General features: G+C 47.1%; 23 protein-coding genes and 3 tRNA genes. 12 read left to right on the top strand and 14 right to left on the bottom strand.

The genetic code is table 11. The features are described from left to right. Positions 1-6 precede the first annotated feature (6 nt). From BM331_RS09050 to BM331_RS09060, 3 genes are read right to left on the bottom strand one after another with little or no spacing between them, the layout of a single operon-like run. The gene (locus BM331_RS09050) at positions 7-1,374 is read right to left on the bottom strand and encodes a sigma 54-interacting transcriptional regulator (RefSeq protein WP_074929035.1); all 1,368 of its coding nucleotides are present in this window, start codon (positions 1,372-1,374) and stop codon (positions 7-9) included. 16 nt (positions 1,375-1,390) lie between these two features. Then, the gene (locus BM331_RS09055; RefSeq protein WP_256214876.1) at positions 1,391-1,870 is read right to left on the bottom strand and encodes a hypothetical protein; all 480 of its coding nucleotides are present in this window, start codon (positions 1,868-1,870) and stop codon (positions 1,391-1,393) included. Between the two features lie 56 nt (positions 1,871-1,926). Beyond that, the gene (locus BM331_RS09060; RefSeq protein ID WP_074929037.1) at positions 1,927-3,426 is read right to left on the bottom strand and encodes a HAMP domain-containing sensor histidine kinase; all 1,500 of its coding nucleotides are present in this window, start codon (positions 3,424-3,426) and stop codon (positions 1,927-1,929) included. A gap of 124 nt (positions 3,427-3,550) precedes the next feature. Between BM331_RS09060 and BM331_RS09065 the strand changes: the two genes are divergently transcribed. From BM331_RS09065 to mfd, 7 genes are all read left to right on the top strand, one after another. After that, positions 3,551-4,153 carry an anthranilate synthase component II gene (locus BM331_RS09065; RefSeq protein WP_074929038.1) on the top strand — a complete coding sequence of 201 codons (603 nt, stop codon included), beginning with the start codon at positions 3,551-3,553 and terminating at the stop codon, positions 4,151-4,153. After that, the gene (gene trpD, locus BM331_RS09070; protein WP_074929039.1) at positions 4,150-5,175 is read left to right on the top strand and encodes an anthranilate phosphoribosyltransferase; all 1,026 of its coding nucleotides are present in this window, start codon (positions 4,150-4,152) and stop codon (positions 5,173-5,175) included. Before BM331_RS09065 ends, trpD begins: the two co-directional genes overlap by 4 nt. A 10-nt stretch (positions 5,176-5,185) precedes the next feature. Next, on the top strand, positions 5,186-6,106 hold the full coding sequence (locus BM331_RS09075) for an indole-3-glycerol phosphate synthase TrpC (protein ID WP_074929040.1): 921 nt from the start codon (positions 5,186-5,188) through the stop codon (positions 6,104-6,106). A gap of 88 nt (positions 6,107-6,194) precedes the next feature. Beyond that, positions 6,195-6,791: a cytochrome P460 family protein gene (locus BM331_RS09080; RefSeq protein WP_074929041.1), complete on the top strand. Its 597-nt coding sequence runs from the start codon at positions 6,195-6,197 to the stop codon at positions 6,789-6,791. Positions 6,792-6,964: 173 nt separating this feature from the next. Further along, entirely contained in the window at positions 6,965-8,728 is a 1,764-nt protein-coding gene (gene recJ / locus BM331_RS09085; RefSeq protein WP_074929042.1) for a single-stranded-DNA-specific exonuclease RecJ, read from the top strand. After that, complete coding sequence (locus BM331_RS09090; RefSeq protein WP_074929043.1) at positions 8,721-10,001, top strand: MgtC/SapB family protein; 1,281 nt, start codon at positions 8,721-8,723, stop codon at positions 9,999-10,001. The genes recJ and BM331_RS09090 overlap by 8 nt, the downstream gene beginning before the upstream one ends. A 26-nt stretch (positions 10,002-10,027) precedes the next feature. Next, complete coding sequence (mfd, locus tag BM331_RS09095; protein ID WP_074929044.1) at positions 10,028-13,504, top strand: transcription-repair coupling factor; 3,477 nt, start codon at positions 10,028-10,030, stop codon at positions 13,502-13,504. A gap of 19 nt (positions 13,505-13,523) precedes the next feature. Here the strand turns inward: mfd and BM331_RS09100 are convergent, their stop codons facing one another. From BM331_RS09100 to dnaA, 10 genes are all read right to left on the bottom strand, one after another. Then, positions 13,524-13,886, bottom strand: a complete 363-nt coding sequence (locus BM331_RS09100) for an exosortase system-associated protein, TIGR04073 family (protein ID WP_083414738.1) — start codon at positions 13,884-13,886, stop codon at positions 13,524-13,526. Positions 13,887-13,950: 64 nt separating this feature from the next. Further along, complete coding sequence (gene fdxA, locus BM331_RS09105) at positions 13,951-14,274, bottom strand: ferredoxin FdxA (protein ID WP_074929045.1); 324 nt, start codon at positions 14,272-14,274, stop codon at positions 13,951-13,953. 208 nt (positions 14,275-14,482) lie between these two features. Continuing rightward, a tRNA-Leu gene (locus BM331_RS09110) sits at positions 14,483-14,571 on the bottom strand. Between the two features lie 25 nt (positions 14,572-14,596). After that, positions 14,597-14,670, bottom strand: a tRNA-Cys gene (locus BM331_RS09115). Between the two features lie 105 nt (positions 14,671-14,775). Next, positions 14,776-14,851 (bottom strand) — tRNA-Gly (locus BM331_RS09120). 139 nt (positions 14,852-14,990) lie between these two features. Beyond that, entirely contained in the window at positions 14,991-15,722 is a 732-nt protein-coding gene (locus tag BM331_RS09125) for a pseudouridine synthase (RefSeq protein WP_074929046.1), read from the bottom strand. Between the two features lie 58 nt (positions 15,723-15,780). Next, positions 15,781-16,224: a YbaN family protein gene (locus BM331_RS09130; RefSeq protein ID WP_083414739.1), complete on the bottom strand. Its 444-nt coding sequence runs from the start codon at positions 16,222-16,224 to the stop codon at positions 15,781-15,783. A gap of 21 nt (positions 16,225-16,245) precedes the next feature. Beyond that, the gene (gyrB, locus tag BM331_RS09135) at positions 16,246-18,675 is read right to left on the bottom strand and encodes a DNA topoisomerase (ATP-hydrolyzing) subunit B (protein ID WP_074929047.1); all 2,430 of its coding nucleotides are present in this window, start codon (positions 18,673-18,675) and stop codon (positions 16,246-16,248) included. Positions 18,676-18,732: 57 nt separating this feature from the next. Further along, positions 18,733-19,854 (bottom strand): DNA polymerase III subunit beta, encoded by a 1,122-nt coding sequence (dnaN, locus tag BM331_RS09140; protein WP_074929048.1) that lies wholly within the window; start codon positions 19,852-19,854, stop codon positions 18,733-18,735. Positions 19,855-20,058: 204 nt separating this feature from the next. Continuing rightward, the gene (gene dnaA / locus BM331_RS09145) at positions 20,059-21,438 is read right to left on the bottom strand and encodes a chromosomal replication initiator protein DnaA (RefSeq protein ID WP_074929049.1); all 1,380 of its coding nucleotides are present in this window, start codon (positions 21,436-21,438) and stop codon (positions 20,059-20,061) included. A gap of 423 nt (positions 21,439-21,861) precedes the next feature. On the opposite strand from dnaA, the gene BM331_RS09150 reads away from it, so the two are divergent. Beyond that, entirely contained in the window at positions 21,862-23,508 is a 1,647-nt protein-coding gene (locus BM331_RS09150; protein ID WP_256214878.1) for a L,D-transpeptidase family protein, read from the top strand. 61 nt (positions 23,509-23,569) lie between these two features. Beyond that, entirely contained in the window at positions 23,570-24,151 is a 582-nt protein-coding gene (locus tag BM331_RS09155; RefSeq protein WP_074929051.1) for a peptidoglycan L,D-endopeptidase MepK, read from the top strand. Between the two features lie 85 nt (positions 24,152-24,236). On the opposite strand, the gene BM331_RS09160 is transcribed toward BM331_RS09155, so the two are convergent. Beyond that, positions 24,237-25,100, bottom strand: coding sequence for an MBL fold metallo-hydrolase (locus tag BM331_RS09160; protein WP_074929052.1), 864 nt, complete (start codon positions 25,098-25,100; stop codon positions 24,237-24,239). A gap of 107 nt (positions 25,101-25,207) precedes the next feature. On the opposite strand from BM331_RS09160, the gene BM331_RS09165 reads away from it, so the two are divergent. Genes BM331_RS09165 through BM331_RS09175 form a run of 3 tightly spaced genes read left to right on the top strand, consistent with a single transcriptional unit; the run spans position 25,208 to position 26,561 of the window. Then, the gene (locus BM331_RS09165) at positions 25,208-25,642 is read left to right on the top strand and encodes a YeeE/YedE family protein (RefSeq protein ID WP_074929053.1); all 435 of its coding nucleotides are present in this window, start codon (positions 25,208-25,210) and stop codon (positions 25,640-25,642) included. A gap of 29 nt (positions 25,643-25,671) precedes the next feature. Then, positions 25,672-26,139 (top strand): YeeE/YedE family protein, encoded by a 468-nt coding sequence (locus BM331_RS09170; protein ID WP_074929054.1) that lies wholly within the window; start codon positions 25,672-25,674, stop codon positions 26,137-26,139. Further along, complete coding sequence (locus BM331_RS09175; RefSeq protein WP_074929055.1) at positions 26,136-26,561, top strand: ArsR/SmtB family transcription factor; 426 nt, start codon at positions 26,136-26,138, stop codon at positions 26,559-26,561. Before BM331_RS09170 ends, BM331_RS09175 begins: the two co-directional genes overlap by 4 nt. Positions 26,562-26,632: the final 71 nt, after the last annotated feature.

Genomic DNA, 26,632 nt, shown 5'->3' on the forward strand with positions numbered 1-26,632 from the left:
GGGAAATCAGATCTTTTCCTGCAAGGATTTATAGAGTGTGAAATCCAACTGGTGTCGTTGCAGCAGTTTGTAAAACTCGGTGCGGTTGCGCTTGGCCAGCCTGGCCGCCTGGGTTACATTTCCGGCAGTTATTTTCAGCACCTTGACGAGATAATCTCTTTCAAACTGTTTGCGGGCCTCCTCAAACGAGATCATCTGCTCTTCATCCTTGTGCATGGCATCGCGGACCAGTTCGCTGGAGATGAGAGGAACCGCACTCATGACGATACTTTGTTCGATAACATTCATCAGCTGGCGTATATTGCCCGGCCAGGAAGATGCTAGCAGAAAACTGATTGCTTCCGGAGAAAAACCATTGACATCCTTTTGGTGCTTCTCGGCAAATACACGCAGAAAATGATTGGCCAGCAGAGGAATGTCTTCACCGCGCTGGGCAAGTGAGGGAATTGTCAACCCCACCACAAAAAGCCGGTAATACAGATCTTCACGGAAATTTCCTGCCTGGATCTCCGATTTCAGATCTTTATGCGTGGCAGAAATGATACGTACATCAATCGGGATGCTCTGAGCTGATCCAACCGGCCGGATAACCCTCTCTTGTAGTGCGTGCAACAGTTTTGCCTGCAGCAGCAAAGGCATATCACCAATTTCGTCCAGAAACAGGCTACCCCCCTCTGCCAACTGGAACAGCCCTTTATGCTCCCGGACTGCCCCGGTAAATGCACCCTTGGCATGACCGAACAGCTCAGACTCCAGGAGTTGTTCAGGAATGGCGGCACAATTAATGGTGATGAATGGCTGCTCACAGCGTTTGGATGCCTGATGAATGGCACGAGCAAACAATTCCTTGCCAACCCCGCTTTCACCGGACAGCAGCACACTGGCATCTCCCTGCGCGACGCGATCCACTTTGGCCAGCAGATCTTCCATGAGCGCACTGCGAGTAATGATCGCTTTGCGCCACGTCGGAGCAGGCACTTTGCTAGCGATTGTATCTACAGCAGGCGCCAGATCAATTGCACGCTCAACCTGGCTCAGCAGAATTTTAGGATTGTAGGGTTTTGTGAGATAACCGAAAATCCCGCGCTGCGTCGCCGCTACAGCATCTGGGATGGTACCGAACGCGGTCAGAATAATGACCGGGAGCGTTGGAATATGACGATGGATATGCTCGAACAATGCCATACCATCCATGCCGCTCATCTGTATGTCACTAATGACAAGATGCGGGCGTGATATGTCGAGATAATTAATGGCCGCTTCGGCACTGTCGGCAGGAACCGTTCCATACCCGGCTGCTGTCAGGCGAATGGAAAGCAGTTCAAGCAAATCCGGATCATCATCCACCAGAAGAATTTTTTTACTTTGCATCATTTAGCCAACTAATTAATCAGAATGCACTTTTGCGCATGAAGTGTTTTTCAATATTTTTAATTGCATTGATCTTATCTTGCAGTGTTTTTACTTCTGCCTCTGTTGTCCGTAACTTCATAGACAGATTCTGTATTTTGAAATTCGCTGCTCGTTGTTGCTTAAGTAATAATACCAGTAAGTTTTTAAAAGCAGTCGTAGCGGGAGTCGTTTCGATCTGCTCCGGAGGATTTTCCATTAGATCCAGTGCGGCTCGCGTACTTTGAAAACCGGTATCGGGCAACAACAACAGTATCAATAATTTGAGTCGTTGGTGTGCATCGATACTGTCGCGATAATGACTGTTGGCGTACTGATACTCTTCGATGAGCTCTGATCTGGATTTATCTTGTAGTGAGCTGTAGTAACGCATTAGCTCACCCAGATCATCCGGTTCCTGGATAATCCGGGTTTCCGTATGTTCGGATGGCTGATGTACCGGCTGAACAAGTGTACGCATACATCCGGAAAGGGCCGTGATTAAAATCAGCCCTGTCAATAATTTACAAATTGTTTTCATGATGTGGATTCAGAACTGTTGGTGGGCATTGTTAATCGAAAATGTGCGCCACATTTTCCGGTATCCCGAACAAGTTCGATATTTCCTCCATGTGCAACGGCATATTCCTTCGCAATCGCCAGGCCGAGGCCCGTGCCCTTGGCATGATTTTCAGGCGTATTGCGCCCCTGGTAGAACGGCTCAAATATCCGATCTCCATCAGCATTATCAACACCCGGGCCAGAATCCATAATGTCGATCTGCACCTTGTTTTCATGACACAAAGCAGTAATTTCGATGTGACCATATGCCGAAGAAAATTTGACAGCATTGGAAAGCAGATTATCAAGCATGATGTCCAGCTTCTGCTTGTCACACTCCAGAAATAACGCCGGGCAATTCAGGTTAATTGTAAGATTTTTGCTCAGGATGGAAAGATTTTGCGCTTGGATAACTGAATTTATCATTTTTTCCAGATTAACATTCTGTTTGGCAAGCGTTATGATCTCTGCCTGGAGCGCGCTGAAATTAAGCAAATCTTCTATTCTTTTTTGCAATTGTATGCTGCTGGTATGAAGAATCCCAGCAATGAGCTGTTGTTTCCGGTTGAGATTGCCCGTCACCCCCTCAGCCAAAAGATCAGCACCTTCCCGAATCGCCGTCAGGGGTGTTTTCAGTTCATGGGAAATATGGCGAAAGAACTGTATTTTCTGGTTTTCCAGCTTGAGCAGGCGCTGCCGCAGCCAGTCCAGACGTTCTCCAATGTAGGTGAGGTTTTGCGGCCCGTTGACATGGATTGGCCGGGAAAGATTACCACGCCCCATTTGAGCAATTGCTTCATCAATCTGGCGGACGGGACGGGCAATAAATACGGAAAAAACCAGCGCAAGAAAAATAACCAATGGGACTAGAATCAGCAACTCCCATTCAACCAGTGAGCGGGTTTGTGTGGCAATTTCACTTACATTACCGACACTTTGCCCGATCATGCGAAAACTGTTGATTGAAAATTCCTGGGCAAGGTCGAGCAAAGCAGCGAAACGTTCAAGCAGATACTGTAAATTCTGCGGGTGTTCTTTCAGATCCAGTATTTCCCGAAAAATTCCGGTTTCCAGTAACCGCAGCTTTTCCAGTGGAAGCTGTTGTTCCGGATAAATAGAAATAATGGACAAGTGATTGGTAATGTTTTCAAACTTGGTATGCGCAATGAAATAGCCTTCCAGCAGGGTTGCATCATCCAGCACCAGCGCATGTTGCACACTACGTTCCATCGCCATGATTTCGCCAATGATAACCCCGGTACCATTGGTAATTTGGGTCGCCTGATAAACGTTGTACCTGCTTTGTTCGGATAATTGATCAATGCGTATGGCGCTGTATATCAGCGCGCTGATCAGCGGCAAGCCAACAATTGAGAATCCAAGCAGGATTAGCGCCAGAAATGATTTCGGTTTATATCTGGATCTGTTTTTCCGGTGTATTCGCTCGGAAGATGAAGTATCTGTAGAAATTTTCATATATCAGGTTTACCTTTCGTGCGACCTGGGCGAAAATACCTGAGTAGAAAGATTATGGTCATTTTCCCGCATTGATTCTCTGTACAGCAATTTTTCCCGGATATTAAATAAGATTGTACTCGCCATGTTGCTGATGATTGATAATTACGATTCCTTTACCTACAACCTGGTGCAATATCTGGGTGAACTCGGTGAGGAAATTACGGTTGTTCGAAACGATGAAATTTCGCTGGATACAGTTCAGCAGTTGAATCCAGCCGGCATCGTCATTTCACCAGGCCCATGCACGCCGGATGAAGCGGGTGTTTCTATGGAATTGATCAACCGGTTTAGTGGAAAAATTCCCATATTGGGTGTATGTCTTGGGCATCAAAGTATCGGTCAGGCTTTCGGTGGGCGGATTGTACGTGCCGAAAAAGTCATGCATGGTAAAACATCGCCGGTTTTCCATGATGGTCAAGGTGTTTTTCAGGGAATCGCCAGTCCGTTCATGGCAACCCGTTATCATTCACTGGTTATCGAACGATCAAGTATACCTGACTGTCTTGCTATCTCCGCCTGGACCGAAGAAGGTGAAATTATGGGCGTGCGACACCGCACGCTGCCAGTCGAAGGTGTACAGTTTCACCCGGAATCGGTTTTAAGTGAACATGGTCATCAGTTACTCGAAAATTTTCTGCGCGATCATCATATTCAAGACCACTCATCAAAACTGTGCGAAGCGTGAAACCACAAGCCATTCTTACCCGAATCCTGGAGCAGCGTGAAACGCCTTATGAGGAAATGGTTGAGCTGATGCGCGCAATCATGTCAGGAAATGTTTCACCGGCAATGACGGCTGCCCTAATTACAGGCTTACGCATGAAGCGCGAGAGCATCGGTGAAATTACTGCAGCAGCACAAGTCATGCGTGAACTGGCTTTGCATATTGAAGTGACCGATTCAGCCAATCTGGTCGATACCTGCGGTACCGGTGGAGATGGACGCAATACCTTCAATATTTCAACAGCTTCTGCCTTTGTGGCTGCTGCTGCAGATGCACAAGTGGCCAAACACGGCGGACGTTCTGTTTCGAGCAAAGCGGGCAGTGCAGATGTACTGGAAGCAATCGGCATCCATCTCAATCAGACGCCTGACCAGATTGCCCAATCCATTACCGAAGTTGGCATCGGTTTTATGTTTGCTCCTAATTTTCATCATGCCATGAAACATGCGGCCCCCGTTCGTCGGGAGCTGGGTGTGCGCACGTTATTCAATATCCTGGGGCCGTTAACCAATCCTGCAGGTGCTAAAAACCAGTTGCTGGGTGTATTCAATGAAGAACTGACCGGTACATTGGCACAGGCCTTGCTCCGGCTGGGAAGCCAGCACGCAATGATCGTCCATGGCAGCGATGGACTGGATGAAATTACCATTTCCGGCCCAACCAAAATTGCTGAACTCAAAGAGGGCGAAATCCGGGAATACACGGTGCAACCGGAAGATTTCGGATTGGAGCGTACCGCAATAGAATCTCTGCAGGTAAATAGTACGGACGATGCACGAGTAATGCTTCTGTCTGTGCTGGATAATCATCCCGGGCCTGCCAGAGATATTGTTCTGCTCAATGCAGGCGCAGCAATTTATGTCGCTGGAAAAGCTGATTCCTGGATCGAAGGGGTTGAAATTGCCCGTGACAAGCTGGCCAGTGGTGCTGCCAAAGAAAAAATGCAGGCATTGATCAAATTCTCCAATCAGTTAACCCATTAATCAGTTTTGCATGTCAGATATTCTTGATCGTATCCTCGCCGTAAAAAAGCAAGAGATTTCATCTGCCCAAACACAAAAATCACTGGATAAAATTCATGACGAAGCACAGACAGTACCCGCTCCGCGTGATTTTCTCCACGCCATACGCAGCCGGATTAATCAAAATCACGCCGCTGTCATTGCAGAGATCAAACGGGCCAGCCCAAGCAAGGGCTTGTTGCGTGGGCAAGCAGAGTCACAAAATGTTTCTGGATCAGGGCATGTAGGAAATTTATCCGGGCAAAATCCGATCCCGGAAGATTTCATCCCGGCAGACATTGCAGCCAGTTACGCCAGAAACGGGGCGGCCTGTCTATCCGTGCTGACGGATGAGCAGTTCTTCATGGGTAATACTGATTTTTTACGGCAGGCACGCACTGCTTGTGATTTACCGGTACTGCGCAAGGATTTCATACTAGACGAATATCAGATCTACGAAACACGTGCAATGGGTGCCGATTGTATTCTGCTGATCGTTGCAGCCTTTTTTTCACCAGTTTTTCAGCATGATTCCACTGTCAATCGAGGTGACAGTGTACTCGAACGCATGCGCAGACTGGAAACCATTGCGCAAGAACTGGGCATGGCCGTACTGGTCGAAGTGCATAACGCAGACGAGCTTGATCTCGCGTTACAATTGTCTACACCATTGATCGGGATCAACAATCGTAACCTGAAAACGTTTGAAACCACGCTGGATACGACCTTGCAGCTGGTCAAACATATCCCATCCGGACGAATTATCGTTACTGAAAGTGGCATTCGTACACCAGCTGATGTAGAGATGATGCTATCTCATCACATCCACACTTTTCTGATCGGGGAAACATTCATGCGCGCACCGGATCCTGGTGTTGCGCTGGCAAACCTGTTCACGACAAATCTGGCGTAAACTGCGCCGCACCTGCCGGCCAGGTAAGCATATTCTCGGGCGGGCATGAAATAATTATGCTATCAACATCAACTAAAAGGAGACCCTTATGAACTTTAAAAAACAACTGGCAGGTAGCTTGAGTGGCCTGATTTTCTCTGCCGTAATGGCCAGCAGCACACTGGCAGCAGGTATGGCCGAATTTAATGACAAGGGAGAGCTGCTGTTACCCAAAGATTATCGTGAATGGGTGATGGTCGGTACTCAGGTGACACCTGACGAACTGAATGACGGAAAAGCACCCTTTACCGAAATTAGAACCGTTTACGTTGATCCTGAAAGCTATGCCCACTGGAAAAAAACAGGGGAGTTCAGAGATGGCGCCATGACTGTAAAAGAACTGATCAGCGTTGGCGACCGCAAAGGCCCGGGCAGCGGTAATGGCTATTTCATGGGGGACTATATCGGCCTGGAAGCATCAGTCAAGGATTCACAACGCTTTCCAGATGAACCAGGAAACTGGGCTTTCTACATTTTCTATGTGCCCGGTACGCCGCTGGTTACTGCAGCTAAAAACCTCCCTACGGCTGAATGCGCTGCCTGTCATAAGGATAATGCCAAAACAGATATGGTTTACACCCAATTCTATCCGGTATTACGCGCTGCTAAAGCAACTGGTGAATCAGGCGTAGTTGCACCGAAGTGAGTATCTGATAGGAAAACAGGAGTATTGTCTGCGGTAATTTATCCGCAATCAAAATACTCCTGTTCCTTTTACTCATTTTCCCACCCGTATTGGGATAACAACGTTCATCTCCTTCAACCTACAGATTATTTCTTCAAACCGGCTTATTGCAACCCAGTGATAAAATATTGGCCATGACCAATATTACTATCCGCAAATTTCCTTCCCCTGCGTACGAAACACTCAGCGCACATGGCTTACCACCAGTACTTGCTCGCATTTTTGCTGCACGTGGTATAGAAAACCCGAGCCAGCTCGATACCACCTTTTCCCGCATGGCATCATTTCAGCAACTGAAAAACATCAGGCAAATTGCAGTTTTGCTGGCCGATGCTATTGCAGCAAAAAAGCGTTTACTTGTAATTGCTGATTACGATACAGATGGCGCAACTGCTTGTGCAGTCGCCTTGCGTGCATTACGCCAGTTTGGTGCAATGGTGGACTATCTCGTACCCAATCGTTTTGAATACGGCTATGGGCTGACACCGGAAATCGTGCAGCTGGCAGCAAATTGCAATCCTCCTCCCGCAATCCTGATCACGGTGGATAACGGCATTGCCAGCGTGGAGGGTGTTGCGGAAGCAAACCGGCTGGGTATGCAGGTATTCATCACTGATCATCATTTGCCTGGGGATCAACTGCCAGAGGCAGCAGTTATCGTTAATCCCAACCAGCCAGGATGTGATTTTCCTGATAAGCATATTGCCGGGGTGGGTGTGATTTTTTACGTAATGCTGGCATTACGGGCAGAACTGCGTGAACGAGGATCCTTCATTGCGACAGGCAAAGAGCCCAATCTGGCCAACCTGCTTGATTTGGTGGCATTGGGCACCGTTGCTGATGTAGTCAGGCTGGAAGGAACCAATCGCATCCTGGTACAACAGGGATTGCAACGAATCCGCAGCGGCCATTGCTGTGCTGGTATTCATGCCTTGTTCAAGATGGCCGGGCGTGATTTCAGCCGCGTCACCACTTATGAGCTCGGGTTTATTCTTGCTCCCAGATTGAATGCTGCCGGACGGCTGGATGATATGTCGCTGGGAATAGAATGTTTACTGGCTGAAGATGAATTCCGTGCTCTGCATCTGGCCAGCAAGCTGGATGAACTGAATCGCCAACGTCGTGAAATCGAGGCAGGCATGCGGGATGAAGCGATGAGCAAGCTCGAAGGAGTAATAAATACACTTGATCAGATCAATGCGCCTACCAATAACAGGGTGCACCCTGTTTACAGTCTGTGTTTGTACGATTCAGATTGGCATCAGGGTGTTGTCGGCCTGATTGCATCGCGCGTCAAAGACAGATTGCATCGACCGGTTATCGTATTTGCGCAGGGAAATAATGGGGAAATCAAAGGTTCTGGTAGATCAATTCCGGGCTTGCATTTGCGCGATGCACTGGATCTGGTTACAAAACGTCACCCGGGATTGATCGTCAAATTTGGTGGCCATGCTATGGCTGCTGGTCTGACAGTACATGCACAGCATTTTGAGCAGTTTCGCGCGGTATTCGAGCAAGTTGCACAGTCACTGCTGACGCCTGTCGATTTGATACAAGTAATTGAAACCGATGGTGAACTGGAAGAAAGAGATCTGACTCTGGAACTGGCACAATATCTGACCAATCAAGTCTGGGGACAAGGTTTTCCTGAACCCAGTTTCAACGGCCGCTTCCGGGTTGAAAATCAGCGAATTGTAGGAGAAAAACATTTGAAACTGAAACTGCGCAAAGCTGGCACCAGTCAGATATACGATGGCATTCTATTTTTTCATACTGAACGTTTGCCAGCCGAGATTGACGCTGTCTACCGGGTGCAGCTAAACGAATATAACGGAAGCACCCGTATGCAGTTACTACTTGAACACTGGTTTGGATCTGGTTGCGCACAATATGGATGAACTATTTTTTCCTGAACATGAACGGGTTTATCTGGTTGAATTTGCCACCAGCATGGCGATTGGCTTGCTCATCGGTCTGGAGCGTGAACGACATCCAGCAGCCAAAGCGGGGTTACGCACTTTTGCCCTGGTGGCCATGTTCGGCACGCTGGCCGCCGTACTATCGGATAAGGTGCAAACACCATGGCTGCTAATCAGCGGATTGTTGCTAACCGGAATCATGATGATTTCGTCCTACCAGGATAAACGGGAAAAACAGAAGGATCCAGGTACTACTACAATTGCTGCGATACTGATCTGCTACGGATTAGGAGCTTTGGTATGGTATGAAGAATCCATACTGGCGGTTATGCTTGCCATTATCACAACCATACTGCTTTATTTTAAAACCGAGCTTCAGGGAATTTCACAAAACCTGAGCCGGAAGGATCTGATTTCGATACTGCAATTCGCGGTACTCAGCTTCATTATCCTGCCTATTTTGCCTGATAAGGATTATGGTCCCTTCAACGCATTCAATCCTTATCAGATATGGCTGATGATCGTACTGATCTCTGGCATTAGCCTGGCTGGCTATATTGCATTACGTTTCGTCGGTCAGCGTCATGGTGCTGTTCTGCTGGGTGTGCTGGGAGGACTGGTTTCCAGTACGGCTACCACGATGGTGTTTACGCGCCATAACGGAGATAAGCCTGATCTGATCAATACGGCAGTTATTGTAATTTTACTGGCCAATTTGGTTGTACTGGTCAGGCTTGCATTGATTACCGAAATCATTTCTCCAACTATTTTTCCCTACCTTACGCCCATTCTGGGAGGCGGTCTTTTTTTGGGGTTAATCGCTTCAGTATTCAGGTGGCGTGAATTTAGCCAGCAGCAGGCTGTTCCAATGCCGGATACCAAAAATCCGACAGAAATCTCGATCGCCGTAAGATTTGGCCTGCTTTACGCGGCGGTATTGTTTCTTTCCGGCTGGTTATCAGAGATCGCCGGCAATAGCGGATTATATGCTGTAGCCATTATTTCCGGGCTAACCAACGTGGATGCGATCACACTGAGCAGCTTACGTTTGTACGAGATGGGTCAACTGGAAATCATCGAAGTTGTGATCGCAATTACGCTCGGAGTAATTGCCAATCTCATTTTCAAGCTGGGGCTAATATTTTTTACCGGAAACATTGTACTGGCCAAACGATGTTTCCTGGGAACAATAGCTACCATTACCGGTCTGGTTGGTGCGTTTTTCCTGGCTTCACATCTGGCATATTTCTGAACAATCCAAACTTCGTTTGTAAAACCATGTCATCCAAACCAACCAAAATTCGTCCAGGACATCTACAACGTTACACTGGTTTTGTAGGGTCCAGTGATGCCTGTGCCCTAGCACAGTTGGCAAATCAGCAGAATCAACAGCAAGATCAGGGCAACCATCTTCTAACAGTTATTACTGCTGATGCGCAGGATGCTCGAAGATTGCTTGAGGAAATCCCCTTTTTTGTGCCTGGTTTACGCACAAATTTATTACCGGACTGGGAAACCTTGCCTTACGATGTTTTTTCCCCACACCATGATCTGATTTCAGAACGTCTGGCCACTTTTCACCAGATTGTAAACAATGCCTGCGATGTATTGATCGTGCCGGTGACAACCGCGTTATACAGAATTCCGCCGCGAGAGTTTCTGGCAGCATATTCGTTCTTCATCAAACAAAACAGTACGTTGGATTTGCAGGCATTTCGCAGCCAGATGTCATTGGCCGGCTATTCCCATGTTTCACAAGTAATTTCGCCGGGAGAATACAGTATTCGCGGGGGGTTGATCGACCTGTTTCCCATGGGGAGCCCGCTTCCTTATCGTATTGATCTGTTCGATGATGAAATTGAATCAATACGTACATTCGATGCGGATACTCAGCGCAGTATTTATCCAGTCAATGAAATCAGGCTGTTACCAGCACGAGAATTCCCCCTTGATGATACCGGGCGTAGCCGTTTCCGTACCGGCTTCCGGGAAAAATTTGAGGGAGATCCAACGCGCAGCTGGCTATATCAGGAAATCAGCAAGGGAAATATTCCTGCCGGAATTGAATATTATCTGCCACTTTTTTTTGAACAGACTGCTACATTATTTGATTATTTACCGCAACATTCCACGTTATGTCTGCACGGTGAAATTGCATCCGCCATTGAAAACTTCTGGCAGGATACCCGCTCTCGCTTTCAGTTAATGCGCAGCGATATTGATCGCCCCTTGCTTCCCCCAGCTGATCTGTTTTTGCCGGAAGATCAGTTTTACGGCCACCTTAAAGCATACAGCCGGATAGAAATACAAGCCGGTGATCAGCAAGCAACTGACGAGCCGTTTTCTCTTCCTCTTCCACCTGTGCGGGTAGATCGTCGTGCTGCCAACCCAATCGAGCAGTTAACCACTTTTATCAGCACATTTACGCAGGGCGGGGGCCGGATTTTACTGCTGGCAGAAAGCCTGGGACGGCGCGAGCTGATGGCCGAATACTTGCGTGAATATGGCCTGCAACTAAAACTCTGCGAAGACTATGCTACTTTTCAATCGGATCGCACGCTCTGCATGCTCGGTGTGGCGGCCTTGCACAATGGCTTTATTCTGGTTGCAGAAAAACTGGCACTGATCACCGAAACCGAGCTGTATGCTACCCATGTACGCGGACAGCGCGCGCGCGATGCACGCAAAACTACTTCTGCCGATTCCATTTTGCGTGATCTGTCTGAAATCAAACCCGGCAATCCAGTGGTGCACGAACAACATGGTATCGGCCGTTATCTCGGCTTGGTAAGTATGGATGCTGGCGAGAATAATTCAGACCAATCTGACGAATTCCTCGCGCTGGAATATCAGGGAGGAGACAAGCTGTATGTACCGGTCACACAGCTTCATCTTATCAGCCGCTACAGCGGTGCTGCGCCGGAGGCGGCTCCTTTGCACAAGCTGGGAAGTGGCCAATGGGAAAAAGCCAAGCGCAAGGCGATGCAACAGGTACGCGATACCGCTGCTGAGCTGCTGAATCTGTATGCACAGCGTGCTGCCCGCAAAGGCCATACATTTCGCCTTAATCAACATGATTACAATGCCTTCGCAGACGGCTTTGGTTTTGAGGAAACACCAGATCAGGCTGCCGCCATTCATGCGGTCATTCAGGATATGGTTTCCGGAAAGCCAATGGATCGACTGATTTGTGGAGATGTTGGCTTCGGCAAGACCGAAGTCGCTCTGCGCGCTGCTTTCATTGCGATTGCGGATGGCAGACAGGTTGCGGTTCTGGTGCCAACCACGCTACTGGCAGAGCAGCATTATCAGAGTTTCTCTGATCGCTTCGGATTGATTGCCGACCAGTGGCCGGTAAAAATTGGCGAGCTTTCACGCTTCCGTTCAACCAAAGAACAATCCGAAGCATTGCAGAGCCTGGCACAAGGAACAACCGATATTATTATCGGTACGCATAAGCTGATTCAGGACAGGGTCAAATTCAAGAACCTGGGGCTGGTTATCATCGATGAAGAACATCGTTTTGGTGTGCGCCAGAAGGAACAACTCAAGAAATTACGTGCTGAAGTGGATGTACTAACACTGACTGCAACGCCAATTCCGCGCACACTGGCAATGTCGCTTGAAGGTCTCAGAGATTTTTCAGTTATCGCTACTGCTCCTCAGAGAAGATTGGCAATCCGGACATTCGTACACCCTTACACAGAGGGAATTATTCGCGAAGCCTGCCTGCGCGAACTGAAACGTGGTGGACAGATTTATTTTCTCTACAATGAGGTCAGCACCATTCAGAACATGTATACCAAGCTGATCAAACTGCTGCCAGAAGCAAAAATAAACATTGCACATGGGCAAATGCGGGAGAGCGAGCTGGAACATGTTATGCGTGATTTCTATCAGCAGCGTTTCAATATGCTGTTGTGTACGACCATCATTGAAACAGGAATTGATGTTCCCACCGCCAACACGATTATTATCCATCGTGCTGATAAGTTTGGCCTGGCACAGTTACATCAGTTGCGCGGCAGGGTGGGTCGTTCGCACCATCAGGCGTATGCCTATTTGCTGACACCGGAAAAAGCAGCACTGACAACTCAGGCAATCAGGCGACTGGAAGCCATTCAGGCAATGGAAGAGCTTGGATCCGGCTTTTATCTGGCCATGCATGACCTGGAGATTCGTGGTGCAGGTGCAGTGTTGGGGGACTCACAAAGTGGCGAGATGCAAGAGGTCGGATTCAGCCTTTATAATTCGTTACTGGATGCGGCGATTAAATCATTGAAAGCAGGTCATGAGCCGGATATGCAGCAACCTCTCGGTATTTCAACGGAGGTTAGGCTACATGTTCCTGCACTACTGCCAGAAAATTACTGCAACAATATTCATGAACGGCTCGTTCTGTACAAACGCATGGCGGGTTGCAGCGATGAGACGGAGCTGGATGAGATTCACCAGGAGTTGATTGATCGCTTTGGCCTGTTACCTGATCCAACCCGTGCATTACTGGACAGTCACCGACTACGCATTGAAGCCAAAAAAATGGGTATTACGCGTATTGACGCAAGCCAGGATAGTATTCAGTTACAGTTTGTAACTGATCCACCGATCGAAGCTATAAAAATCATTCAGCTTATCCAAAGTGGTAAGGAATACAGCATGTCGGGACCTGATCGCCTGATCATCCGGGCGCAAATCCCGGATATCGGCGAGCGGGTAAAGAAAATCAGGAAATTGATGACAGAACTGAAAAACTGAAGTAGGCAGGTAATAAAAATTACCCGTAGGTGGTTTCTTTATCAAAATCCTGCCAGATATAAGGTGGACGAACAGTCGGCTGAGTTGGAATAAGGAAGGTTACCGCATCCAGTGCGCCAAATACAGTGCGTCCAATCGTATGCAGGATACCGGTCAAAAAACCGATAGTCACCCCGTACACAGCACCATCCCGTTGACTGGCAAGAATCACGTTTTTGGGAAGCTCAACAAAACCGGTCGCTGCATTGGCAATACCGTTAACCAGCTTTTCACTTGCTGCAGCCGGATAGCTTTGTGCTATACCGCGCTCTGCCACGACGGTCTGCGGAAGTACACAAAGCAGCATCAGAAAAAAAGTCCATATAATCGAAGCTTTCATCATTCACGTCTCCTCAACTGTTTTTTATGTGTGATGATGATTAACGACTTTGCGATTGCAAACTTTATCAGCGTTCTAAATGATCCAGTTTGTCTGTGACAGACGCCCATTCATCTGCATCCGGCAGTGCATCTTTCTTCTCGATAATCGGTTCCCAGATTTTGGATAACTCCGCATTAAGTGCGATAAATCGTCGCTGATCTTCAGCAACGTCATCTTCTGCACAAATGGCTTCTACCGGGCATTCCGCCACACACAGCGTACAATCGATACATTCATCCGGATCGATTACCAGAAAATTTGGGCCCTCACGAAAGCAATCCACAGGACACACGTCAACACAATCGGTATATTTACATTTGATACAACTTTCAGTCACTACATAAGTCATGATGGTATTCCTTGAACGGCACTTTCTATAACGAACCTGTAATTTTAGCAGAATCCGGATGAATTCCACTACCACACAGCAAAATTACGGGTATTCCATTATTTCGAAGATTGTGACGGACATGCTATTTTTACAGAACGTTTTACTACCGATCGTGCTGATAATCCAGCGCCTACCAGACTACTCAGCAGGGTACGTTGTGACTTCCTGGTGCCCGGGGCCGGAATCGAACCGGCACGGACGTTTATGTCCGAGGGATTTTAAGTCCCTTGTGTCTACCAATTTCACCACCCGGGCAATTACGAAGCACTTCTGATATGTATGGAGGCGGGGGTCGGAATCGAACCGGCGTAGACGGCTTTGCAGGCCGCTGCATAACCACTCTGCCACCCCGCCATGAACTGTTTGAATGACGCCGCTTGTTTTACGACGCCAAAGCATAAAAATTTGACGTGAACCAAGAAACGCCGGAGGATGCAGAACACAGCATAAACAATAAACTGGAGCGGGAAACGAGACTCGAACTCGCGACCCCGACCTTGGCAAGGTCGTGCTCTACCAACTGAGCTATTCCCGCAAACTACAACAGACTAATAAACCTATATTTGCTTTGCCTCTCGACAGACAGGTGATTATAGAGACCCATTCAATTTTGTCAAGATTATGGTTTTGATAATAATTATTTGGATCGAAAGCTAATTCAGGCTCAGGTACATTTAAAACAATTCGTTCTTACCAAAATAACGCCATTTTCCTTCCGGCAGGTCAGCCAATCTGATCTGACCAATCCTGACACGTTTTAGCCCGATTACATTTAACCCGACCAACTCACACATTCGTCGGATTTGTCGTTTTTTTCCTTCCTGCAAAATAAAGCGAAGCTGATCCTGATTTAAACGGCTCACTCTGGCAGGCTTTAATGCCTGGCCGTCGAGCTGCAAGCCATGATTAAGTAACGCCAGTCCTTCGCGCGTCAAATCGCCGGTTACCCGTACCAAATATTCCTTTTCAATTTGCGAATGTTCTCCGATCAACTGTTTGGCAACACGGCCATCCTGAGTGAATACCAGTAACCCCTGTGAATCAATATCAAGCCGACCGGCTGGCGCAAGGTTTTTGAGGTGCTGCAAGGTGAATTTCAGAGAAGAACGATCCTGATGAAAGCGGGAATCATGACAAATAAGACTGGCGGCTGGTTTATAGCCAGGTTCCGGCTGGCCGGATACATAACCGACCGGTTTATTCAGCAAAATCGTTACCTGCTGGTTTTGTTTGATCTCGGCTGTTCGATCTAGCGTGATTTCCTGCCAGGGAAAAATCTTTGTTCCCAGCTCACGAACCGGTTGACCATCCACATAGACCCAGCCTTGTTCGATATAAGCATCTGCTTCCCTGCGCGAACACATTCCTTGCGCAGACATCAGCTTGGACAAGCGAACCTTTTCCATCAACGAGTAAATTTCTTATAAAACTGTATGCTGTCAAGAAAAATGAAACAGGCGTGATTTAGCTGTGCTCGTCGCGTACAGGCAGACGCCAGATAAATGAAAACAGAACCGCAGCCAGCAAGACCAGCATACCCTTTAATTCCCAGAGAGAAACGATCAAAATCGAGCTTCCAAAGGACAACGTCATCACCAGATATGCCCAGTGCTTGACCTGGCGCGTCACACTACGATATTCGCACCATTCGTGGATAATTGGTCCGGCGATGCGATGGCTGAGCAAATAGTCATGAAAACGCTTAGAGCTGCGTGCAAAGCAGCCTGCTGCCAGTAAAATAAATGGTGTTGTCGGCAGTACGGGTAAAAATATCCCCAATACACCCATAAACAGGGCAGTTACGCCGATACTCAGGTATAGCCAGCGCATGGCCGGAGAATCATGTAGCTGAAGCAGGTGGATATTCGTTTGTGGCTGATTCATTGATTTGTTAAATTCTGTCGACATAAAAAATCCCCAGAAATTTACCTAAATGTCGATATTTCTTGCACGGAGGGCATTACTTTCAATAAATGCCCGACGAGGCTCGACCACATCGCCCATCAGGGTAGTAAAGATTTCATCGGTCAGGATACTGTCCTCAATCTGTGCACGCAGTAAGCGACGATTACCTGGATCCATGGTTGTTTCCCACAATTGCTCCGGATTCATTTCTCCCAACCCCTTGTAACGCTGGATAGTAACGCCCTTTTTAGCTTCCTCCAGCAACCACTCCAAGGCTTCCTTAAATTCCAGGATAGAAATTTCCTGCTCGCCCCGCCTAACCTTTGCACCTTCACCAATCAGACCATGCAATACCTGTGCAGTTTGCCTGATCTTGGCAAAATCACCGCTTTGCAGAAAATCAGTATCCAGATAACTGGTTCGAAGGTTACCGTACTGTTTGCGATTAATCCTGAGCCGGTAATTCTCAGAATCTTCATCGTATTCTGCGGTAATTTCAACATCATCCAGTAACGATGCCAGCCTGATGGCGCTGTCTTGCGCACTGGCTTCTGAACTCAGATCAATATTAGGTTGCTTAAGCAGCGCGTACATCACAGCCCGATCAATCAACTGGCTCATCCGTTCAATCACCGCTTCAGCCACCAGGTATTCGTCTGCAATTTTCGCCAATGTTTCACCGACAATCGGTGGATTATCCATTCCGGGATGCAGTTCTGCACCCACTAGTGCCAAACCGAGTATATGGCGCTTGAGTTCATAATCATCCTTGAGATAACGTTCCTGTTTGCCATGTTTTATTTTGTACAAGGGCGGTTGCGCAATATAAATGTGACCACGCTCAATCAATTCAGGCATTTGCCGGTAGAAAAAGGTCAGCAGCAGAGTCCGGATGTGCGATCCATCCACGTCCGCGTCAGTCATGATGATAATGCGGTGGTAACGTAGTTTATCCGGGTTATATTCGTCCTTACCGATACCGGTTCCCAAAGCGGTTATGAGTGCCACGATTTCCTGAGAGGAAATCAGCTTGTCAAAGCGGGATTTCTCGACGTTCAGGATTTTTCCCTTGAGCGGCATAATCGCCTGGAATTTGCGATCACGTCCCTGTTTGGCAGAACCGCCGGCAGAATCTCCCTCCACCAGATAAAGCTCGCATAGTTTCGGATCTTTCTCCTGGCAATCTGCCAGTTTTCCAGGCAAGCCCATACTGTCCAGCACGCCTTTTCTGCGTGTCAGCTCGCGGGCTTTTCTGGCAGCTTCCCGTGCTCTGGCAGCTTCGATAATCTTGTTGCAGATAATCTTTGCTTCATTGGGATTTTCCAGCATAAACTCTGAAAGTTTATGTGAAACAACTTCCTCAACCACCGGACGTACTTCGGATGAAACCAGCTTTTCCTTGGTTTGGGATGAAAACTTGGGTTCGAACAGCTTGATCGACAACACACAGGTCATCCCTTCTCGCATGTCATCACCCGTAGTATCAACCTTTGCTTTCTTGGCCAGCTCGTTTTTTTCTATATAACTGTTGAGGGTGCGCGTCATCGCTGCACGCAATCCAGTCAGATGGGTACCGCCATCTTTCTGCGGGATGTTATTAGTGAAACACAGTACCTGTTCAGCATAACTGTCATTCCACTGCATTGCAATTTCGACAGTAATATCATCTTTCATTCCTTTCGCATAAAAGATGTTCGGATGCAATACAGTTTTGGTGCGGTTGATGTATTCAACAAAATTACGGATACCACCGGAAAATGCAAAAATCTCTTCCCTATTATCACGCCGGTCAGCCAGCTTGATCCTGATCCCGTAATTGAGAAAGGAAAGCTCGCGCAATCGTCTGGCAAAGATATCGTAATGGTATGTCACATCGCCGAATATCGATTGACTGGCGAGGAAATGTACTTCTGTTCCGTGTTTATCGGTTTGGCCAGTAACTGCCAGAGGAGCGATCGCCACGCCATCCCGAAACTCTATCCGATGAACATTTCCTTTACGGTAAATCGTCAGCCGTAACCATTCTGACAGCGCATTTACCACGGACACGCCAACACCGTGCAGCCCGCCAGATACCTTGTAGGAATTGTCATCAAACTTGCCGCCCGCATGCAGTTCTGTCATGACGATTTCAGCAGCGGAGCGTTTATGCTCATCATCCTGCTTGATATCAGTAGGAATCCCGCGACCGTTGTCATGAACACTGATGGAGTTATCAGCGTGAATAGTTACGGTAATTTCATCGCAATAACCTGCCAAGGCTTCGTCGATGGCGTTATCGACAACTTCGAACACCATATGATGCAGCCCGGTGCCATCACTGGTATCACCAATATACATCCCGGGGCGCTTGCGAACGGCATCCAGCCCTTTCAGAATTTTAATGCTGTTCGAGTCGTAATCGCGTTGGCTGCTCTTGGTATTTTTGGTGGACTCTGGCTGGCTTGTATTCATAGTTAAAGTTATCTCTTTTGTAATCCCGGTAAATCTGATAGGGCGAGCAGATTTGTACTACTCACGCATTGGCATTAGAACATGATTGAACTGATCATCATCCGGCAACGTAATTAATATAGCGCTTTGCATACTCTCAAATGAGCACCTGACATGCTCGCTATCCAGGTTGTTCAATACTTCCATCAGGTAAACGATATTAAAACTGGTATCAATTGTTTCATTTGAATAAACGATTTCAATTTCCTCCTGCGCTTCTTCCTGTTCTTTGTTTTTGGCGGATATATTCAGCTTTCCGTTCGTAATATTCAGATGAACGTTACGAAACAAATCATTGCTGCTGGAAATAATCGCGGTGCGCTGAAGTGCGTGGAGAAAATCAAGACGGTTTATATCGAACTGAAAAACACTGGTTTGCGGAATTGCACGTCTGAAATCGATAAATTTTCCGGAAATGACTTTCGACACTAACACAGCATCCGAAAAGTGGAAACAGATCTTTTTTGAGTAAATTTCAACAGTTACCGGTTTATCACTATCTTCCAGTTGTCTGATCAGTTCCAACACCGTCTTGCGCGGGATGATTGTTTCCGATTTTTCAAACTGCCTATCCAGATCGAAAGAAGTTATCGCCAGTCTGTGCGTGTCAGTAGCTACCAGCATCAGCTTGTTGTCTTCGATCAGCAATAACGTCCCGTTCAGATAATAACGCAGATCCTGCTGCGCCATAGCGTGTGATACCCGCTGCAGATGCTTTTTCAGTATTTGCTGTGTCAGTGTAAACGAGGTATTGCAAGCCTCATTGTCCCTGGTCATTCTCGGGAAATCTTCAGCCGGGAGTAGTTGCAGACTAAATCGGCTTTTTCCAGAAACAATCTGTAAACGGTTTTCCGATCGGATTAGTTCGACTGGAGAACCGGATGGCAAGGCACGCAATATGTCCTGTAATTTTCTGACAGAAACAGTCATTTGCAGTGAGCCTTGATTTTCCAGTTCCGGAATATTGGAAATGGCCTCGGCTTCTATTTCCAGATCTGTTGTAACCAGTGCCAGTTTGCCATCCCTGATTGAAATCAAAGTGTTTAAAAGTATGGGGAGCGTGTGTCTTCGTTCAACGATACCACTCACTGTTTGTAATGGTTTGAACAGCAAATCCCGGTCGGATATTGTTAATTTCATTTAATTTAAAAACTAAATAATAATAATTAAGCAGTGAAAAAAATAAGGATAAGTAACAAAATTACTTACATATTATATACTTACACGTTAAATTAATCCTGTATGATTTGAGTATAGTCTGTGGATGAATTGTGAACAAAATTTTCCGATCAGGACTTTATTCGAGTTATCCACAAAACATGCAGGGGTTGTTAACGTGTTACGTCATCCACGCAGGATATGTATCAATGTACTGTAATCCCGGTTTATTCCGGGATCGGAAGCACGTAGTTCTATGATTTTACGATGGGCATGCAGTACTGTTGTATGGTCTCTTCCGCCGAAAGCTTCGCCTATATCAGGCAGACTTAACTGAGTCAGTTCTTTGGCGATAGCCATTGCAACTTGTCTGGGTCGGGCGATAGCTCGGACACGTTTTTTTGAATACATGTCGGCTACCTTGATTTTGTAGTAATCCGCTACAGTTTTCTGAATGTTTTCGATTGAAATCTGCCGATTTTGTATTGCCAGTAGATCCTTTAACGCTTCCTTGGCCAGATCAAGAGAAATCGGATGACCGGTGAAGCGTGAATACGCCAGAACCCGTTTCAGTGCACCTTCCAGTTCCCTGACATTGGAGCGGATATATTTAGCGATGAAGAAAGCTGTACTTTCATCCAGTTCGATCTTCTCGATGAAAGCTTTTTTGAGCAGAATGGCTACGCGCATTTCGAGTTCAGGGGGTTCGATGGCTACGGTTAATCCCCAGCCGAACCTTGACACCAAACGTTCCTCCAGTCCGGAAATCTCCTTCGGATAACAATCGGAAGTAATGATTACCTGCTTGTGTGCTTCGATTAATGCATTGAATGCGTAGAAAAATTCTTCCTGTGTCCGATTTTTACCGCTGAAAAACTGAACATCATCTACCAGCAACAGATCAAGCGAATGATAATAAAGCTTGAATTTGTCGAATGACTTGTGCTGATAAGCACTGACAACATCCGATACATATTTTTCAGCATGGACATAGCGGATTTTGGCCCCGGCATCCAGTTCCATAACGTAATTGCCGACCGCATGCATCAGATGCGTTTTACCCAATCCCACTCCCCCATAAATAAATAAAGGGTTATAGGCAATACCTGGTCGTTCTGCCACCTGAATAGCCCCGGCACGTGCCAGCTGATTGGCTTTTCCAGTAACAAAGGCGTCAAAGGTAAAAGCAGGATTGAGCCGGCTGGGATTGGTTTTTCTGGCGGTGGCGCCATGCGCTTTATCTGCTGGTGGTTTTTTGTCTTCCTTGCTTTTCGGCTCAGGTGCCTTGATTGTTGCTGTCTCGATCTCGGTCGGATCTTTCAGCTCCAGTTTAAAGTGGATTTTTTCATTGAAATGACTTTGTGCCATTTCGTCGATGCGGTTGACAAAATTATCCTTGATCCATTGCAATACAAAACGATTGGGAGCAATTAAAACCAGGGTGTTTTCCACGCCCGGACAGATTTCCAGCTTGAGCGGCTTGATCCAGGTATTAAACTGCTGTCCATTCAGTTCCTGTTTGAAATGCTTAAGACAGAAATGCCAGAAAGTCTCTATTTTCTGCATGACAAGTAGAAGAAATTAACCCGGATTTAGAAAAGTATTCCGGTGAAACTTGAAAAAACTAGAGAGGAAAAACAAGCAGTTAAGTGCGGTATAAAAACAAACGGGTTTTTTGTTAATTTACGTGAACCCCGTTTATCTGCTGAGGAGGTTAGTATAATGAAGTTTTTCCGGAAGAGTTATCTTATTGCGTACAGCTTTGCCAGATCTGGATTACAGCCATGCTGATCTTGGTTGGGCCAGTGTGCGGCAGTCAGAAAATCGGCCGACAGCTTTCAGATTTATCCCTTTGATTTTCATTTTATCGACTCGGGTAGGTATGGTAAAAAGCAATCTTCACCAAAGATTTTTTAAAAACTGACCTGGGTACAGAGGAAAAATCATCTGACAATGAGCTTTTTAAACCGGGAATACAGGAATATTTTTTTGTTATTGATTCAAAATTCCAGAAAATTCTGGATCAATCCTTCAGCAGCAGCGCGGTATTTAATCTTTTTTGCGTTGATATTTGCGGTTTTGCCCGTCATTGCTGAAAATTTGATTGCCAATGCAGAATTGATACGTGAACAACTGGCAAAAAATATTCAGAGTGGTCAGGATAATGCGGCCCAGACAAACCTGCGGCAATTTTATGCGCAACGTGATTATCAACCAGTCTGGACTCTGGCTGGTCACCCGGCTACCTTGCTGGACACTGCGTTAGTGCTTATTGAGCAAGCCGATGAAGAGGGGCTTTCCAGCAGTAATTACCACATTGAATCCTTACGAAAACTTCGTAACGAAACTTCCGATCAAATTTCCCTGCTACTTGAACTGGATACAACCCGATCACTGCTGGCGCTTGCCCATGATTTGCGCAGTGGCCGGCTGACGGCTTCTCTGGCTGATCCGGACTGGCACATTCCACAACAGCAATTTGATCCGGTAACGTTTCTGCAGCAAGCACTCGCTTCGGGAAAACTGGAACAGGCCTTTGCTGATTTACCACCTGATATTCCACAATACCGTTCGCTCAAACAACTGTTGAACAAATTTCGTGTACTGGTTGCTGCCGATACCATATGGGCCGGGGTACCAGAGGAAACTTCATTGATTCGCCCGCATACCAGGCATACTTCTATTCCACAGGTACGTCAGCGTATTCAGGAGGCATATCATATTTTTGAAAAACCGGAATATGATATTGTTGTCAGCAATAGCGAGTTTTATGATGACCAGCTGGAAATAGCGATCAAGGCCTTTCAGCGTCAGCACGGATTAAATGCAGATGGCGTTATTGGTAAAAATACCCGACGAGCCATGAACATAACGCCAGGAGAGCATGTTCAGCAGTTGCGTATCACGCTTGAACGATTGCGCTGGCTGCCCAGGAAACTCGGTGATCGCTATATCCTGGTCAATATTGCTGGATTTAATCTGGTGGCAGTCCAGGATAACGTGCGTGTGCTGGATATGAAAATTGTTGTCGGGCGCGATTATCGTTCAACACCAAGTTTCAACAGCAAAATTTCTCACCTGGTTCTCAACCCGTACTGGAATGTGCCTGCCAGCATTGCACGCAAGGATTTACTGCCAAAACAGAAACATAACCCGGATTATTTTGCTTCCGAGGGAATCAGGGTATTTTCCGATTACAGACATGAATCCGAGCTAAATCCCTATTCTATCGACTGGCATTCAACCAGCGGATCTCTTCCTTACATCTTGCGCCAAGATCCTGGTAGAAGAAATGCACTGGGCACCATCAAGTTCATGTTTCCCAATCCTTTCAGCATCTATTTGCACGATACGCCTTCCAAATATCTGTTTCAGAAGGATATTCGTACTTTCAGCTCGGGTTGCATCCGTCTGGAAAAACCCTTGCAGCTGGCAGAGTTTGTTTTGGGGAAATCATTTGAACAAGCCGATATTGCTGAAAAAATCAGCAGTGGCAAGACAAAAACCGTGCATTTACCTGAGCAAATACCTGTTTATTTATTGTATCTGACCGCCTGGAGCGATGAACAGGGTGAGGTTCATTTTTCATCCGACGTCTACGGGCGTGACAAACGGGCGCTGGCTTACGCCCACTGATAACAACCGGAAAAGCGTCTGTTACAGTCTTTTTAATTTGGCACGATCATGGAGGATAACAATGTCCAAGCTTATCATTGCAGACAATCTGGAAACACTTACCGAACATGGCAACAGTCGGCGGAGACTGTTGCAAGCCAGTTTAGGTGCATGTGCGTTATTTGCCATGCCAGCAGCCAATGCTGCCTATTCCCGTATTTATGAAAAACGCCTATCCCTGTTAAATCTGCATACGGGAGAAAGAATCAGGACAGCTTACTGGGAGCAGGGAAAATATATTCCGGAAGCATTGCGGGCGATAGCCAAGGTATTGCGCGACCACCGTTCCGGTGAACGTCACCCGATTGATCCAGGATTGCTCGATCTAATCCAGCATTTGCACCATAAGACAGGCAGCTCAAAAGAATTTCAGGTGATTTCCGGGTATCGATCGCCAGCTACCAATGCCACCCTCGCAGCGAAAAGTCATGGTGTAGCTAAAAAAAGTCTGCATATGCAAGGTAAGGCAATGGATATTCGTCTACCTGGTGTTCCACTTAATGCGTTGCGACGTGCGGCCATGTCGATGCGTGTTGGAGGGGTTGGCTACTACCCTGAATCAAATTTCATCCATGTTGATACCGGTAACGTTCGCTACTGGTAAATTAGGGAACCTCTGATTGATCAAAAGCTCCTGCAAGTACATTCTTCCTGGTCAGCTTCCTGACCAGGCGTTCACATAAACCTGCTTACAATACATTAACCGGTATTTTCAGATACACAGTGCCATTATCTTCGGCGGGCGGCATCTGGCCGGCACGCACATTGACCTGAACGGATGGCAGAATCAGTACCGGTACATCTAATGTGGCATCACGTGCGGTACGCATCGCAACAAATTCATCTTCACTGATACCGTCCTGTACGTGAATATTGTTGGTACGTTGGTCAGCAACCGTGCTTTCCCACTGTACCGGGCGGTCACCGGGCGGATAGTCATGGCACATGAACAATCTTGTTTCTGGTGGATAATTATTCAGCAGCCTGCGGATAGATCGATAAAGCTGCCGGGCATCGCCTCCGGGGAAATCGGCACGTGCCGTCCCTATATCTGGCATAAACATCGTATCACCGATAAAAATTGCATCGTCGAACTGATAGGCAAGGTCAGCCGGTGTGTGCCCAGGTACGAAAATCACCTTACCCTGCAATTCACCCAGTACAAACGTATCACCATCATCAAACAGATGATCAAATTGCGAGCCATTCGGCTGAAAATCTGCTCCCATGTTGAACAGTTTTTTGAATACCTGCTGTACGTCGGAAATCCGGTTGCCTATGGCGGTTTTCCCCCCTAGTTCCTGCTTGAGGTAGTGCGCTGAAGAAAGATGATCAGCGTGCGCATGGGTTTCAAGTATCCAATCCGTCGTTAATTTCTTTGAACGCACGAATTTGATCAGCACATCGGCGGAATGGTGCTTTGTTCTCCCGGATTTGGGATCGTAATCCAGCACCGGGTCAATAATGGCGCAATGCCCTCCCGGCTTGTCAAACACAACATAGCTGACTGTCCAGGTAACAGGATCAAAGAAAGCTTGGATATTGGGTTGCATCATCATCTCCTTGTATCGTTTGTATTCAAATAACTTAATATATAAAACATTAGATCATAAAAATATATAATGTGTTAGGATAACTTATCTGTCAAGGAGGAAAACTTATGATTGACTGGCAATCATTTACACCTGTCAGCGCATTCACAGGCGGCATGATTATAGGCTTGGCAACTGCGCTGTTGCTGCTTGTTACAGGCCGGATTGCGGGCATATCCGGCATTGTTGGTGGATTGATCGAATTACGTAAGGGAGACCTCGCTTGGCGAGCGGCGTTTGTTATTGGATTGTTGTTCGCCCCGTGGCTGTGGCGCTGGCTGGGCGAACTGCCCCCGGTTCATGTCGAAAGCAGTCATGTAATGCTGGTGTTGGCTGGGTTGGCGGTTGGAATCGGAACTCGTTATGGATCCGGTTGTACCAGTGGTCATGGTGTTTGTGGCCTGTCGCGGCTGTCACCCCGCTCGATAGTGGCAACAATTTCGTTCATGGTCACGGGAATGGGCGTGGTTTACATCATTCGTTACAGCTTGAGCTCTAGCTAGCACCACATTCAACCTTGAGAGGAAAACGTATGTTTATCTTAATTGTCGCATTACTTTCTGGCCTGATTTTCGGTTTGGGGCTGATTTTGTCCGGCATGACAGATCCTGCAAAAGTGCTGGCATTTTTGGACGTTGCCGGATCCTGGGATCCTTCGCTGGCGCTTGTCATGTTGGGTGCGATCAGCATCGGATTTCTTGCTTTCAGGGCAGCAAAACGGCGTGGCCAAACGCTGTTGTCCGCACCGCTTCATTTGCCTATTTCTCGCACGATTGATCGTCACCTGATCCTGGGCAGCTTGTTGTTCGGGGCAGGATGGGGACTGGCTGGTCTTTGTCCGGGGCCAAGTCTGGTTCTGGCTGCATCAGGCCATTCCGGGGGTATTATTTTTGTAGTGGCCATGCTGCTGGGTATGGTCATTTTCGATCGCCTGGAAAAATGCCGCCAGGTTGATTCAAAATTGAATGATCGACAGCAGAAAAATATTGGCAGAGAATGACAGATTCATACGAGCAGCCGGATTTGTCGGCTATGGTGAAAAAAAAGGCTGCTGCAATCAAAGCCTGCTCCATACTGAAAATCCTGGCTAATGAAGATCGGTTACTAATCCTGTGTCAGTTGATACAGGGAAGGAGGAATGTTGGAGAACTGGAGCAGTTGCTGGGTATCCGGCAACCTACCCTGTCTCAACAACTCACCATACTGCGCGAGGAAAAACTTGTCTCCACCGAACGCCGGGGAAAATATATTTATTACAGCCTTGCCAGCCAGGAAGCAGTACAAATCATTGGTACACTGTTTGACTTATACTGCGGAAGTGAAAATCATTCGATTTCGGACAATACAATCGACCATGATGAATCATATCATTCCGTCAGCAATGCTCACGCTGCCAAACTGCACCCGGAAGAGCAAGATTGAATCTGAATTCAACTCTGAAACATGTTCACACGCCATATACACCGATACGCGGCCGGTATCAAACTGGCAGC

Source organism: Nitrosomonas eutropha, from assembly GCF_900116685.1.
GTDB lineage: Bacteria > Pseudomonadota > Gammaproteobacteria > Burkholderiales > Nitrosomonadaceae > Nitrosomonas > Nitrosomonas eutropha_A.